Origin of the sequence: Pseudomonas sp. KB_15, from assembly GCF_052114525.1 — a bacterium.
Taxonomy (GTDB): domain Bacteria; phylum Pseudomonadota; class Gammaproteobacteria; order Pseudomonadales; family Pseudomonadaceae; genus Aquipseudomonas.
In genome coordinates, this window is the sequence record NZ_JBFREX010000075.1 from 1 (window position 1) to 13,829 (window position 13,829).

The 13,829-nt window shown below is 61.0% G+C and carries 12 protein-coding genes; 3 read left to right on the plus strand and 9 right to left on the minus strand.

What is annotated here, in order from left to right:
- Nucleotides 1-102: 102 nt before the first annotated feature.
- From AB4Z35_RS28970 to AB4Z35_RS29000, 7 genes are all read right to left on the minus strand, one after another.
- Nucleotides 103-666, minus strand: coding sequence for a PqiC family protein (locus AB4Z35_RS28970; protein ID WP_442101014.1), 564 nt, complete (start codon nucleotides 664-666; stop codon nucleotides 103-105).
- 17 nt (nucleotides 667-683) lie between these two features.
- Nucleotides 684-2,360: a PqiB family protein gene (locus AB4Z35_RS28975; protein WP_442101015.1), complete on the minus strand. Its 1,677-nt coding sequence runs from the start codon at nucleotides 2,358-2,360 to the stop codon at nucleotides 684-686.
- Nucleotides 2,341-2,997, minus strand: a complete 657-nt coding sequence (locus AB4Z35_RS28980; RefSeq protein WP_442101016.1) for a paraquat-inducible protein A — start codon at nucleotides 2,995-2,997, stop codon at nucleotides 2,341-2,343. Before AB4Z35_RS28980 ends, AB4Z35_RS28975 begins: the two co-directional genes overlap by 20 nt.
- The gene (locus tag AB4Z35_RS28985; protein WP_442101017.1) at nucleotides 2,994-3,590 is read right to left on the minus strand and encodes a paraquat-inducible protein A; all 597 of its coding nucleotides are present in this window, start codon (nucleotides 3,588-3,590) and stop codon (nucleotides 2,994-2,996) included. The genes AB4Z35_RS28980 and AB4Z35_RS28985 overlap by 4 nt, the downstream gene beginning before the upstream one ends.
- Nucleotides 3,591-3,907: 317 nt before the next feature.
- Nucleotides 3,908-5,209, minus strand: coding sequence for an NAD(P)/FAD-dependent oxidoreductase (locus AB4Z35_RS28990; protein WP_442101018.1), 1,302 nt, complete (start codon nucleotides 5,207-5,209; stop codon nucleotides 3,908-3,910).
- Nucleotides 5,206-6,294, minus strand: a complete 1,089-nt coding sequence (locus tag AB4Z35_RS28995; protein ID WP_442101019.1) for a polyamine ABC transporter substrate-binding protein — start codon at nucleotides 6,292-6,294, stop codon at nucleotides 5,206-5,208. Before AB4Z35_RS28995 ends, AB4Z35_RS28990 begins: the two co-directional genes overlap by 4 nt.
- A 76-nt stretch (nucleotides 6,295-6,370) precedes the next feature.
- On the minus strand, nucleotides 6,371-7,729 hold the full coding sequence (locus tag AB4Z35_RS29000) for a glutamine synthetase family protein (protein WP_442101020.1): 1,359 nt from the start codon (nucleotides 7,727-7,729) through the stop codon (nucleotides 6,371-6,373).
- Nucleotides 7,730-7,891: 162 nt separating this feature from the next.
- Between AB4Z35_RS29000 and AB4Z35_RS29005 the strand changes: the two genes are divergently transcribed.
- A complete protein-coding gene (locus AB4Z35_RS29005; RefSeq protein ID WP_442101021.1) occupies nucleotides 7,892-8,824 on the plus strand; it encodes a helix-turn-helix domain-containing protein in 933 nt (310 codons plus the stop codon).
- Here AB4Z35_RS29005 and AB4Z35_RS29010 read toward each other — a convergent pair.
- A complete protein-coding gene (locus AB4Z35_RS29010) occupies nucleotides 8,821-9,417 on the minus strand; it encodes a helix-turn-helix domain-containing protein (protein WP_008004072.1) in 597 nt (198 codons plus the stop codon). The two genes, AB4Z35_RS29005 and AB4Z35_RS29010, sit on opposite strands and share 4 nt — an antisense overlap.
- A 178-nt stretch (nucleotides 9,418-9,595) precedes the next feature.
- A complete protein-coding gene (locus tag AB4Z35_RS29015) occupies nucleotides 9,596-11,557 on the minus strand; it encodes an oxidoreductase (RefSeq protein WP_442101022.1) in 1,962 nt (653 codons plus the stop codon).
- Nucleotides 11,558-11,871: 314 nt separating this feature from the next.
- Between AB4Z35_RS29015 and AB4Z35_RS29020 the strand changes: the two genes are divergently transcribed.
- Both AB4Z35_RS29020 and AB4Z35_RS29025 read left to right on the plus strand, forming a co-directional pair.
- A complete protein-coding gene (locus AB4Z35_RS29020; protein WP_442101023.1) occupies nucleotides 11,872-12,921 on the plus strand; it encodes an ABC transporter substrate-binding protein in 1,050 nt (349 codons plus the stop codon).
- A gap of 75 nt (nucleotides 12,922-12,996) precedes the next feature.
- On the plus strand, nucleotides 12,997-13,785 hold the full coding sequence (locus AB4Z35_RS29025; protein ID WP_442101024.1) for a class II aldolase/adducin family protein: 789 nt from the start codon (nucleotides 12,997-12,999) through the stop codon (nucleotides 13,783-13,785).
- Nucleotides 13,786-13,829 lie beyond the last annotated feature (44 nt).

Here is a 13,829-nt window from a genome sequence, read left to right on the forward strand (position 1 = left end):
ACGTCAGACAGGCCGCGTCAGCTGGACTCACGACTGCTTCGCAGCCGAACGCAGCCTCGCGGGCTCGGCAGCTGCTACAAAGGGTGTTGCGGCTGAAGTTGCTTAATTGACCGGCATTAGGCAACCAGCCTGTTTTCTGGAGGCAGCCTGGCTGATCAGCGCGGCCAGGCGCTTGATGTTGTTTTGCTGGGCAAGCACCAGTTCGTCGATACTCGGACCTGAGGGGGTTTGCAAGGTACTGCGGCAAATGACCCGTGCAGGTTCGCTTTCGCCGGCACTGCGCAGGCGCCATTTCACGTCCATCAATGCGTATTGACCGGGGACCGAGTCGAAACGCTGCACATCGACCCGCACCGAATACCCGCTTTGTGCAGGATAGTTGCTCAGTTGATCGGCCAGCGCACTGTTCAATTCATCCACGAGGGTCGCGCCCCACCATTCGGTTTCCAGGATCGCCAGGCCACTGTTGCCCTGGCGAATGACGATCTGCGCGCGATCGACCTGGGGCGGCACGCTGATGCTCTCGATCTGAATCACCCCGACGGTGGTCCTTGAGTGATCGCCCACCTGGGCCGGGGTCAGGGTGTGGAATTGAATCGGGTCACTGCGGCAGGCGGCGAGCAGCAACAGCGCGGTAACCAGTGTGAACTTCAGTGGAAAAGCCATGGGGGTTGCTCCTGTGTTCATTTGCGCGGTGGCCCTTGCAGATCCATGGGCGCGGCATTGTCCGGACGGCCGCGAAGCAGCGATTCCGGATGTCGCCCCAGGTAATCCGAAAGATCGCGCAAGGATCTCGACGTGCGTCCCAGTTCATCCAGGGTCTGCCCAAGTTTTTCCCGTTGCGGCGAGTCCTCGGCCAAGGTCGAACTGGCGGATTGCAAGGTCGAATTGGCCGTTTGCAGGGTCTTGCTGACTTCCGACAAGGTGGTTTGCACGCCCGGCAAGATCTTGCCGTTGAATTGCGTCATGCCCTTGCGCAGTTCGACGAGATTGCCGTCGAGATTGCCGGCAATGCGCTCGATCGGCAGTTTGTTGATCTTGTCGACCATGGATTCGAGTTTTTCCTGCAATTGCTCGAGGCTGCCCGGTATGGTCGGGATGATGACCGGACGTGCGTTTGCATCGAATGCGACTTTTTCTGCCTTGGGGTAGAAATCCAGGGAGATGTACAACTGGCCGGTCAGGAAGTTGCCGGTGCGGGCCTGGGCTCGCAGGCCGTTATCGATAAAGGTGCCGATCAGACGTACGCCACCGGCTTCGTCATTGGGGTCATGCTTGAGCGCCATGAGCATCTTGTCGTGGGCCTTGCCCAGGCGTTGCGGGTAAATCACGATGCCGACGTTGACCGGAAAGGAACGATTCTTCTCGTCGTAATCCAGATTGACCGCCACCACCTTGCCGATTTCCACACCGAGGAATTCCACCGGCGCATCAACCTTGAGCCCGCGCAGTGCCTGGTCGAATCGCATGGCCAGGTACTGCGGTTTGCCGTTTGGCGGGGCGAGGGCGGTTTGCTGGTCCTCGAACAGTTCGTAGGCATACTCTGCCGCAGCAGGTTTATCGCCAGGGCTGTAGTCGGGCGCGCGGAAGGCAATGCCGCCCACCAGCAAGGACGACAGCGATTCGGTCTTGACCGCAAAACCGTTGGCGCCGACGTTCACGTCAATGCCGCTGGYGTTCCAGAAACGGGTGTTTTCGGTGACGTACTTGTCATTGGGGGCATGGATGAACAGCTCTATGTTCACGCCTTTGCCATCCGGGTCCAGCGCGTAGGCCACCACCTGGCCGACCGGGATCTTGCGGTAGTAAACCGGAGAGCCGATATCCAGCGACCCCAGGTCCTGCGTGAACAAGGTGAAACGCTTGCCCGGCTCGCCGTAGGTGATGGGTGGCGGGTTCTCCAGCCCCGTGAAGTGTTTTGCCCGGCCGTTGGCCTGGCCGATATCGGCACCGATGTAATCGCCCGACAGCAGCGTATCGATACCGGACACACCGCCCGCTCCAATGCGCGGCCGCACTACCCAGAACTGCGAGTCCTCGCGGGTAAAGCTTTCGGCCTGCTTGGCCAGCTTGATGGTGGCGTTCACACTCTTCTGGTCATTGCTCAGTTCCACATCCGAGACTTGGCCAATCACCACATTACGGTACTTGACCTCGGTTTTATTCGCGGTCAGGCCGCTCCCGGTCTTGAACGTGACAACAATGGTCGGGCCTTCCTGCAGGATGCTGTGAACCACCAGCGAAATACCCACCAGCACCGCGACGATCGGTACGATCCAGACCAGCGAAACGCTGAAGCGGCGGGTCTTGATCGGCGCCGGCCCGGGGGCTTGCGGCCCGTCAGTGGCTTGTGACTTCATCCGTGACCTCCTCATTGTTTGGGTTTTCCCGTTCTTTGTCCCAGATCATGCGCGGGTCGAAACTCATGGCCGAGAGCATGGTGAACACCACCACCAGACCAAAGAACAGAATGCCCGGGCGCGGTTCGATGTCGGCCAGGGCCTGGAATTTCACCAGCGAGGCGACCAGTGCGACCACGATCACATCGAGCATCGACCAGTAGCCGATGACCTCGACGAAGCGGTACAGCGTCGACCGCTCTTTACGTGCCCACTCGCTGTCGCGGTGCACGGTCACAAGCAGCAGTGTGATAGCGACGAACTTGATGCCCGGCACCGCGATACTGGCAATGAAGATGATCAGGGCGATGTCCCAGGCTCCGGCCTGCCAGAACTCCAGCACGCCGCTCATGATCGTGCTGTCGGCGCCATGGCCGACCATTTCGGTGTTCATTACCGGCAGCAAATTGGCGGGGATGTAAAACACCAGGGCCGCAATCATGTAGGCCCAGGTCCGGGCCAACGAGTTGGTTTTGCGTCGATGCAAAGGCGCGCCGCAGCGCTCGCATTCGTGAGGGTCGCCAGTCATGTCGCAGGCCAGCCCGCAGCTGTGGCACAGGCACAGGTTGAGCTCGTCGGCGTACGGAGGCGTGCTCATAAGATGTCCCATAAATCGCGGATATCGCGCCCGGCGATACGGATCATCATCAGGCTCAGCACAGCCAGGGCAAACAGCCCTATGCCGGGCAGCACATCGAGCAGTCCGGCGAGCTTGATCACCGCGACCATGGCACCCAGCAGGCAGACTTCGAGCATGCTCCAGGGTCTCAGGGTTTCCAGCCAGCGCATGCAGAACCTGAACCCGGGCGACCGTTGCCGGGCGAGGGCGAAGCCCAGTACCCAGATCAGCAGCAACAGCTGGAAAATCGGCGCGATGATCATGGCGATCGCCGCCACCATGGCGATGAACGTGATAGGTCCCAGGCTCAGGGCCAGCACCGAGTCCCAGAGGGTTGCGCTGTTCTTCGAGCCTTTGAGGCTGATGCTCATCACCGGATAGAAATTGGCGAATATCCAGAGCATCAACGCGGTGAAGGTCAATGCAAGACGCTGTTCCACTGTCAGGCCGTTATAGCGCTGCAGCACGCCGCCGCAGCGCGTACACAGGGTTTTCTGATGTTTGGCGAGCGTCACTTTTTGGTACACGCTGTCGCAGTGCTCGCAGATGATCAGCTGATCAGTAGATGCCATGGGCCAGGCTCAACAGAAGGCAGGAAGTTCAGAGCACCCCCTCAATATAGAAGTGCCTTGCAATTGAGCAAATCGAAAGTCGATACAAGGGGATGGGTAGAAGAGCGAATACGCAGAACCATGTGGGAGCGAGCTCCCCAATGACTTGGGTAGTTCGCAGGTTTTGCGCTCAACCGCTGAACCTGTGGGAGCGAGCTTGCTCGCGAAAGCGGTGGGTCAGTCGACATCAATGTTGAATGTCCGACCGCTTTCGCGAGCAAGTCGGATCGCCGCACCGCCGCTCCCACAGTGGGTAGGGGGCGCCCGTGAGGATTGTGTCAGCCGAGCATTTCCCGCATCCGATACCAGAACATGCCAAGGGCCAGCAGTGGCGAGCGCAAGGCACGGCCACCGGGGAAGGTCATGTGTGGCACGGCGCTGAACACGTCGAAGCCTTTGCTGTGTCCGGCATGGATCGCTTCGCCCAACAGTCTGGCGCACCAGTGGGTCACGTTCAGGCCATGGCCGGAGTAGCCCTGGGCGTAGTACACGTTCGGGTGCTGGCTCAGGCGCCCGACCTGCGGGAAGCGGTTGGCCGAGATGCCGATCTTGCCGCCCCACTGAAAATCAATGCGCGCATTGGCCAGTTGCGGGAACACCTTGAGCATCTGCGGGCGCATGTAGGCAGCAATGTCCGCCGGATCGCGCCCGGAGTAGTGGCAGGCGCCGCCGAACAACAAACGCCGATCCGCCGAGAGCCGGTAGTAATCCAGCCCGACCTTCTGGTCACACAGCGCGAGGTTGTGCGGGATCAGTTTCGCAGCGGCCTCTTCCGACAAGGGTTCGGTGGCGATGATGTAGCTGCCTGCCGGGAGTACTTTGCCGCTGAGCTTCGGTTCGAGCTCCTCCAGATGGGCATTGCAAGCCAGCACTAACGTGCCCGCACGCACAGTGCCGCCGGCACAGCGCACTTGCACGGTGCTGCCGTGGATCAACTCCAGCACCGGGCTCTGCTCAAAGATCTGCACGCCAAGGGACTCGGCGACTTTCGCTTCGCCGAGCGCCAGGTTCAACGGATGCAGGTGGCCCGAGCCCATGTCCACCAGGCCGCCCGCGTAAACGCCGGAGTTCACCACGTGTTCACGGATCTGGCCAGGTTCGATCAAGCGGGTTTCATGGGCGTAACCGGATTCAAGCAGTTCTGCGTGCTCGGCCTTCAGCCCGGCGAAGTGCGCCGGGGTGTTGGCCAGTTCGCAAAAGCCCCAGCGCAGATCGCAATCGATGCCGAACTCACGGATACGATTGCCCACCAGTTGCACCGATTCCGTCCCGGCATGCTCCAGATACCGCACCCCTTCGGCCCCGATATGCCTGGCAAAACCGCTGACGTCATGGCCGATGCCGCGAATCAACTGGCCGCCATTGCGCCCGCTGGCGCCCCAGCCAATCCGCCGGGCCTCCAGCAGGATCACCGAGAGCCCGCGTCGGGCCAACTCGATGGCGGTGTTGATGCCGGTGAAACCCGCGCCGACCACGCAGACATCGGCCACCAGGTCCGAGGCCAGCGCGGGGCGCTGCTTCATGCCCCTGGCGGACGCTGCGTAGTAGGAGAGGGTGTGTTCCTTGGTGTACTGATTCATTTGTTGGACTTCACTTTGCTCCACGAACGGGTCATCAGTCGCATGATCGACTGCGGCGGCGTGGTGGAGATGTAGAGTTTGTCGAGGACTGCCTGGGATGGATAAACCTCGGGATTGCTGACCAGCTCAGGGTCCATGTACTGCTTGGCGGCCGGGTTCGGGTTGGCGTAACCGACCGACGCGCTGACCTTGGCAATCACTTGCGGGTCCAGCAGGTAGTTGATGAAGGTGTGGGCCTGTTGCGGATTGCCGGCATCAGCGGGGACGGCCAGCAGGTCGAACCACAAATTCGCGCCTTCCTTGGGAATGGCATAGGCGATGTTCACGCCGTTCTTGGCTTCCTTGGCGCGGTTGGCGGCCTGGAATACGTCACCCGAGTAACCGAACGCCACGCAGATGTCGCCGTTGGCCAGGTCCGACACGTATTTGGAGGAATGGAAGTAGGTGATGTAAGGGCGGATGGCCAACAACCTGGCTTCGGCCTTTTTGAAGTCCTCAGGGTTTTCGCTACGCGGGTCCATGCCCATGTAGTTGAGGATCGACGGGAACACTTCATCGGCCGAGTCCATCATCGAAACGCCGCACGCGCTGAGCTTCTTGATGTTTTCCGGTTCGAACAGCACGGCCCAGGAATCGATGTGGTCGATGCCCAGCACCTGCTTGACCTTGTCGACGTTGTAACCGATGCCGTTGGTGCCCCACAGGTAGGGCACGGAGTGTTCGTTGCCCGGATCGTTTTTCTCCAGCAGCGCCAGCAGTTTCGGGTCGAGGTTCTTGAAATTCGGCAGTTGCTCGCGATCGAGCTTGAGAAACGCACCGGCCTTTACCTGGCGGGCGAGGAAGTGGTTGGACGGCACCACCACGTCATACCCGGTGCGACCGGCGAGCAGCTTGCCCTCCAGGGTTTCGTTGGAGTCGAAGACGTCGTAGATCACCTTGATCGCGGTTTTGGCCTGGAAGTCGGCGAGGGTGGTTTCGCCGATGTAGTCGGTCCAGTTGTAGACGCTGACCTGTGGCTGAGCCTGGGCGCCGGCACTGAACAGCGCTGCCAGCGCGACCGGAACCATGGATTTCAATAGACGCATATCGACACCTCTTGGAGTTATTGGATTCTTCAGGTGATTTTTTGGAAATCACTTGCCTCCTGTGGGAGCGGGGGCCTTAGACGCTGAGCATCAGGAACTCACGTTCCCAGGAGCTGATGACCCGTTTGAAGTTCTCGTGCTCGGCGCGTTTGACCGCGACATAGCCCCGTACGAACTTGCTGCCCAGGTAGCGGCTGACGGTGTCGCATTCTTCCATCTGGGTCAGGGCGTCCTCGATGGTGATCGGCAGGCGCAGATTGCGACGCTCATAGGCGCGGCCCTGTACCGCGGCACTCGGTTCGATGCGCTCGACCATGCCCAGGTAACCGCACAGCAGGCTGGCGGCGATGGCCAGATACGGGTTGGCGTCGGCGCCCGGCAAACGGTTCTCGACACGCATGGCGTCCGGGCTGGAGGTCGGCACGCGCAGGCCGACGGTGCGGTTTTCCTCGCCCCATTCGACGTTCACCGGTGCCGAGGTGTCCGGCAGGAAACGGCGGAACGAGTTGACGTTCGGCGCGAACATCGGCAGCACTTTCGGGATGTACTTCTGCAAGCCACCGATGTGATGCAGGAACAGCTCGCTCATGTTGCCATCGGCATCGGCAAAGATCGGCTGGCCGGTGGCAATGTCCACCACGCTCTGGTGAAGGTGCATGGCGCTGCCCGGCTCATCGCCGACCGGCTTGGCCATGAACGTTGCCGCGACGTTGTGCTTGAGCGCCGCTTCACGCATGGTGCGCTTGAACACGGTGATCTGGTCCGCCAGGTCCAGTGCGTTGCCATGACGGAAGTTGATTTCCATCTGTGCCGGGCCGTCTTCGTGGATCAGCGTGTCGAGGTCCAGCCCCTGTAATTCACACCAGTCATAGACGTCTTCGAACAGCGGATCGAATTCGTTGGCCGCGTCGATGGAGAACGACTGACGACCGCTTTCGGCACGGCCTGAGCGGCCCATCGGTGCCTTGAGCGGCAAGTCCGGGTCTTCGCAGCGCTGGGTCAGGTAAAACTCCATTTCCGGCGCGACGATCGGCCGCCAGCCTTTGTCGGTGTARAGCTGCARSACTTTCTTCAACACGTTGCGCGGCGACAGTTCGATCGGGTTGCCGAACTTGTCGAAGGTGTCGTGGATCACGATGGCGGTCGGCTCGATGGCCCATGGCACCACGTAAACGGCGTCGGCGTCCGGCTTGCAGACCATGTCGATATCGGCCGGGTCGAGCAGGTCGTAGTAGATGTCGTCGTCGACAAAGTCCCCGGTTACCGTTTGCAGAAGGACACTTTCCGGCAGGCGCATGCCTCGCTCATGCAGGAACTTGTTGGTCGGTGCAATTTTGCCGCGTGCAATGCCGGTCAGGTCGCTGACGACGCACTCGACTTCGGTAATCTTGTGATCTTTCAGCCAAGTGAACAGCTGATCGAAAGGGGCATTCATAAAGACCTCGTTATTGGTTTTATTAACGCCAGGGAAAGCCGATTTCATCTATCCGACGCTTCCCCTGTAGCGCGTTGACGACTATCTTGGGCGAGCCTTGCAGTTCCATCTATCCACTTTAAGCAGCACAAAGCGCACCAAAAGAGTGCGTAAGGTCGCCCCATGACAGGTTCCAATTCCCTCCAGGTCCAAGCCTTCAACACCGCCGATGTCGCCGAGCAAATTCGCGCCACGCCGGGCTGGACTCAGCATTACCAGCAGATGTCGCCGGGGCATTTCGCAGGTCTTGTGCGCTATCTGGATCTGCAGGGCGTGGAGATTTACGAAGAGTCGATGAACACCCGGGTCGAGCAGAATTTCAGTGCGCCCCAGGGCTCGTTGTCGTTCTGTTTCGATCGCGGCGACAACGCGCTGTACGTGTTGAATGGCGAGAGCCGCAACATCTGGATCACCCCGGAGAACTACCAGGAAATCGCCGTGGTGTTCGGCCCGGAGTTTGTACAGCGTCACAGCCTCGACATCGCCCGGCTCGAAGGGCTGTTCATGGCGCCGCTCAACTCCCGGCAGAACGCGCTGTTCTGTCGCTGGCTCAGCGGGACGTTGACGCGGCTGTCGCAGACCTTCGATCCACCGAGCCGCGAAGCGCTGACCCAACAGTTGCTGGAAGACTGCCTGTTCATTCTCGACAACGCGTGTGTCGGCCTCGACCAGGGTGCCCTGCAGCGTCGGGCCGGGGAGCGGGCGATCATGAAGCGGGTCGGGGAATGGGCGGCAGACACCCCGGAAGAACACCTCAACCTGTTGGAACTGTCCCAGGTCGCGGGGGTTTCACTGCGCCAGTTGCAGCATGCGTTCAAGACCTACACTGGCATGGCGCCGACCCAATGGCTGCGCCTGCGCCGACTCAACAGCGCCCGCCGCGAGCTGCTCAGCCGCACGCCGACGCAAACCACCGTGGCCGAAGTGGCCATGCACTGGTCGTTCTGGCATCTGGGGCGGTTTTCCAGCAGCTATCGCGCGCTGTTCAAGGAGTTGCCGAGTGACACCCTCAAGCGTGCGAGTGTCTCCCCGCCAATCGGGCGCGGCCGGCGTTAAAACGTCGGCGGCGTTATCACCCAGATCACCACTGCATCCACTTCGCCGGGATTGCCATAGCGGTGCGGTTCCTGGCTGGAAAAGCTGAAGCTGTCGCCTTCATTGAGCTGGAAATAGCGCTCGCCGACCCACAGTTCGAAGCTGCCGGACAGCAGATAACCGGCTTCTTCGCCATCGTGGCTGTAGCTTTGCTGGCTGTAGGTGCCGGGCGGGAAGCGCGAGTGCAGCATTTCCAGTTGGCGGTTGGCTTGCGGCGTCAGCAACTGGTCGACGATGCCGTCTTCGTAATGCACGTTCAGACGGCTGTGCTTGCGCACGACAATGCCGTCATCTTCCGGGTCGGTGACTGCTTCGCTGGCGAAGAACCACTGGATGGTGACGCCGAGACTGCGGGCAATGTTGAACAGCGCCGGAATCGACGGGTAGGCGAGGTTGCGCTCCAGCTGGCTGATGTAGCCGGCGGTGAGTTCGCTCTGTTGCGCCAGTTCCGCCAGGGTCATGCCCCGACGTTTTCGCAGGCCGCGAATGCGTGTGCCGAGAAAATGCGGTTCGGCGTTGCCAGGGGCGGGCTGTGTGGTGGTGCTGTTGCTCATGGTCAAATCCGAACCGGAAGGAGTGGCGCAAATCCCTGTAGGAGCGAGCCTGCTCGCGATGGTCGCTAACGATAACGCTGGAAGCCTGACACCCAGCGGTGTTCACGGGTTCATCGCGAGCAGAGCTCGCTCCTACAGGGTTGGTGTTAGCCGTCTAAGCCCCGGAGTATAAACAGCCTCAGAGCTCCCACGCGACTTTCAGCCCTTCATAAATCGCTTCTTCGGCAGTGCGCGGCGCGAGGCAGTCGCCGATGCGGCGAAACTCAACCAGCCCTTGCAGTTCGGCGCCCAGGGTATCCACCGGTTGATGGCCCTGGCACAACACCAGCGTATCGATGTTTTCCATCAGCATCGGTTCGCCACTGGCGGTGTGTTGCAGGTAGACGGTGTTGTCATCGCAGCCGTACAAGCGCGCATACGGTGTGATCGGCACACCCAGTTTATGCAGTTCGCCGGCCAGTTGATCGCGCACGTACAGCGGCAGGTTTTCCCCGCAATGGGTGCCGTTGACCGCCAGTTGCACCTGATGCCCGGCGCGCACCAGGCGTTCGGCGATGCCGGGGCCGATCCAGTCGCAGCGCCAGTCGACCACCACCACCGAGCGGCCGATCCGGACTTCATCGCGCAGCACTTGCCAGGCGTCCACCACCTGCAACTCACCGCCGCGTTCGAAGGGCGGCCAGTAAGGCTCGGCACCGGTAGCGACGATCACCATGTCCGGTTTTTCTCTTTCCACCAACGCGCGGTCGACGCGGGTGTTGCGCACCACGCGCACACCCGCCAATTCCATTTCCCTTTGTAGATTGGTACTGGCGCCACCAAACTCACTGCGCCGTGGCAGCAACTGCGCGAGCAACACCTGACCGCCCAGTTGTGAACCGGCTTCGTAAAGGGTCACGTCATGTCCGCGCTGGGCCGCGACGGCAGCGGCTTTCATGCCGGCCGGGCCGCCGCCGGCGATCATGATGCGTTTGCGATTTATCGCTTGTCGGCGTTCAGCAAAAATCAGCTCGCGACCGGTTTCCGGGTGCTGGATGCAGGAAATCGGCAAGCCTTTGTGAAAGTGCCCGATGCACGCCTGATTGCAGGCGATGCAGGCACGTACATCTTCGACGCGGCCGGTGTCGGTCTTGTTGGGCATTTGCGGATCGCAGATCAGCGCCCGGGTCATGCCGCAGACATCGGCCTGCCCCCGGGCCAGAATCAGCTCGGCTTCCTGGGGCTGGTTGATACGCCCGGTGACGAACAACGGAATGTTCAAACTTGCCTTGAACGTCCCGGCTTCCCTGGCCAGGTACGCCGCTTCGATCGCCATCGGCGGCACGATGTGCACCGCGCCACCCAGCGACGCCGAAGTACCGGCGACGATGTGCACGTAATCGAGCTGCGTTTGCAGCGACTGCACGGCGGCCAGGGATTCGTCTTCGGTCAGGCCTTCGGGATCGCGTTCGTCAGCAGAGATGCGCAGGCCGATGATGAACTGCTCATCGGTCGCCGCACGCACGGCTTTGATGACTTCACGCAGGAAACGCAAGCGCTGTTCCAGCTCACCGTTGTAGCCATCGGTACGCCGGTTGACCCGCGGATTGATGAATTGCGCCGGCAGGTAACCGTGGCTGGCCACGACCTCGACGCCATCGATTCCAGCCTGATGCAGGCGCCGGGCCGCAGCGGCATAACCGGCGACGATTTCGTCGATCATGGCCTGGTCCAGCGCGCGGGGCATCACCCGGAAGCGCTCGTTGGGCACCGACGATGCGGAGTAGGCCACCGCCAGCAGGCCATCGCTGGACTCCATGATCTCCCGCCCCGGATGGAACACCTGGGACAACACCACGGTGCCGTGGGCATGGCAGGTTTGCGCCAGTTTGCGGTAGCCCTCGATGCACGCATCGTCGGTGGCCATCAGCACGTGGGAGGTATAGCGCGCGCTGTCATGCACGCCGGCCACTTGCAATACGATCAGCCCGGCACCGCCTTCGGCACGTGCCCGGTGATAGGCAATCAATTGTTCATTGACCAGGTTGTCGGTAGGCATCGACGTATCGTGTCCGCTGGACATGATGCGGTTTTTCAGGCGCTTGCCACGGATCTCCAGGGGTTCGAACAGGTGCGCGAAGGCAGGTGTCGAGGTGGGCATGGTGCGGGTACTCCAGGCAGGCTGACCTGTGTAGGAGCGAGCCTGCTCGCGATAGACGTCAACGATAACGCGTGTTGTCTGGATGAACGCGTCGCCCTCAGGTCCATCGCGAGCAGGCTCGCTCCTACAGAGGCATCAGGTTTTCGGTTGTTATTCTTGGTCTATAGAAATTTACCTTCAGTAAAAAATCAACTTGTTTTTTTACTGTGGCGTGGAGTAATTTCATTTCGAGCCCGCTCCCGGGCCGTACCTCACAACAATAAAAAGGGCTGCGCCGGCCTCTGTCCGGGCGGCACCTGCAAGAGGAACCATTGATGAAATCGCACACGCTCAAGCACGGTTTTTATCCCTTGGTATTGTCTGTGGCCATGGGCCTGGGCAGCGCTCAGGCAGCATCGGACATGGTGGTGGTCGGTTACGGCGGAGCCGGACAAAAAGCCCAGGACGTGGCGTTCTTTCAACCTTTCGCCGCCGTGGATCAAAGCAAAGTGATCCAGAGCGAATACAACGGCGAGATGGCCAAAATCAAAGTGATGGTCGACACCGGCAACGTCGACTGGGACGTAGTGCAGATCGAAGGCCCGGACTTGATGCGCGGCTGCGAGGAAGGCATGTACGAGCGGCTGGACTGGACCCGCCTGGGCCACGCCGACCAGTTGATCCCCGAAGCGGCGCAGGAATGCGGGTCTGCCGCGCTGGTGTGGAGCGTGGCGATTGCCTACGACACCGACAAACTGGCCCAGGCCCCGACCTCGTGGGCAGACTTCTGGGACGTGAAGAAAACCCCCGGCAAGCGTGGATTGCGTAAACGCGCGGTGTACAACCTGGAGTTCGCCTTGCTGGCGGACGGGGTCAGGACCGAAGACGTCTACAAAGTACTCGGCACCCCGCAAGGCGTGGACCGGGCATTTGCCAAGCTCACTGAACTCAAGCCTTACATCCAGTGGTGGGAGGCGGGCGCGCAACCGCCGCAATGGCTGACCGCCGGCGATGTGGTGATGACCTCGACCTACAGCGGGCGCATCGCCGACGCCGCGCAGAAAGGCAGCCACCTCGGCCTGGTCTGGCCCGGCAGCCTGTACGGCATGGATTACTGGGCGATCATCAAGGGCTCCAGGCATGTGGATCAGGCCAAGCGTTTCATCGCGTTCGCCAATCAGCCGGACGCCCAGGTCAACTACGTGCAGCAGATCCCCTACGGCCCGACCAACATCCAGGCCGCCGCACGGCTGGACGACAAACTGGCACAATGGGTGCCCACCGCGCCGCAGAACCTCAAGGGCGCGTTGTCGATGAACGTCAGCTTCTGGGTCGATCATGGCGAAGAGCTGGAAGAGCGTTTCAACGCGTGGGCCAGCAAGTAAACGCGGATGGCTGGACGTGCCCAAGCGTCCAGCCTTACTGTCTGCCTCTGCCGATCAGCCTGGAGAACCACAACAATGAACAAAATCGCCACCCATCTGGCCCCTGGGCGCAGCGCCACCGAGCAGCGTCTGCGTGAGGAACTGGCGGCCTGTTATCGCTTGATTGCGCACTTTCGCATGACCGATTTGATCTTCACCCACATCTCGGTGCGCATTCCGGGGCCGGAGCATCATTTTCTGATCAACCCTTACGGGCTGATGTTCGACGAGATCACCGCGTCCAATCTGGTGAAAATCGACCTTGATGGCCACGCTGTGGAGTCGTCGCCGTACCCGGTCAATCCGGCCGGTTTCGTGATCCACAGCGCCATCCATGGCGCCCGTGAGGATGCGCAATGTGTGCTGCACACCCACACCAAATCCGGGTGCGCGGTGGCGGCGTTGAAGTGCGGGCTATTGCCGGTGAACCAGATTTCCATGGAGTTCTATGGCCGCGTCGCCTATCACGACTACGAAGGCGTGGCGCTGGACCTGAGCGAGCAGCAACGGCTGGTGGCGGACCTGGGCGACAAGCCGGTGATGATGCTGCGCAACCATGGATTGCTGACGGTGGGCGAAACGGTGAGCCAGGCGTTCCTGCGCATGTACTACCTGGAAAAGGCCTGTGAGATTCAATTGGCGGCGCAAGCTGCCGGTGAAGTTGTTCTGCCGCCGGCCGAGGTCTGCGCGCATACCGAGCGGCAGTTCAATGATCCTGGGCGGCCGCTGGAGGATGGGGAGTTGAGTGATCCGGATGCCATGCAATTGGCGTGGGCGGCGTTGTTGCGAATGCTGGATCGAGTGGCGCCTGGGTATCGGGACTGATCGGAATCTCGGGTTGTTTGTGCCTGCCTCATCGCGAGCAAGCT

What these genes read in the sequence shown, in the direction of transcription:
- AB4Z35_RS28970 (WP_442101014.1), bottom strand. Translation starts at nt 666, where the DNA reads ATGGCTTTTCCACTGAAGTTCACACTGGTTACCGCGCTGTTGCTGCTC.
- AB4Z35_RS28980 (WP_442101016.1), bottom strand. Translation starts at nt 2,997, where the DNA reads ATGAGCACGCCTCCGTACGCCGACGAGCTCAACCTGTGCCTGTGCCAC.
- AB4Z35_RS28985 (WP_442101017.1), bottom strand. Translation starts at nt 3,590, where the DNA reads ATGGCATCTACTGATCAGCTGATCATCTGCGAGCACTGCGACAGCGTG.
- AB4Z35_RS28990 (WP_442101018.1), bottom strand. Translation starts at nt 5,209, where the DNA reads ATGAATCAGTACACCAAGGAACACACCCTCTCCTACTACGCAGCGTCC.
- AB4Z35_RS28995 (WP_442101019.1), bottom strand. Translation starts at nt 6,294, where the DNA reads ATGCGTCTATTGAAATCCATGGTTCCGGTCGCGCTGGCAGCGCTGTTC.
- AB4Z35_RS29005 (WP_442101021.1), top strand. Translation starts at nt 7,892, where the DNA reads ATGACAGGTTCCAATTCCCTCCAGGTCCAAGCCTTCAACACCGCCGAT.
- AB4Z35_RS29010 (WP_008004072.1), bottom strand. Translation starts at nt 9,417, where the DNA reads ATGAGCAACAGCACCACCACACAGCCCGCCCCTGGCAACGCCGAACCG.
- AB4Z35_RS29015 (WP_442101022.1), bottom strand. Translation starts at nt 11,557, where the DNA reads ATGCCCACCTCGACACCTGCCTTCGCGCACCTGTTCGAACCCCTGGAG.
- AB4Z35_RS29020 (WP_442101023.1), top strand. Translation starts at nt 11,872, where the DNA reads ATGAAATCGCACACGCTCAAGCACGGTTTTTATCCCTTGGTATTGTCT.
- AB4Z35_RS29025 (WP_442101024.1), top strand. Translation starts at nt 12,997, where the DNA reads ATGAACAAAATCGCCACCCATCTGGCCCCTGGGCGCAGCGCCACCGAG.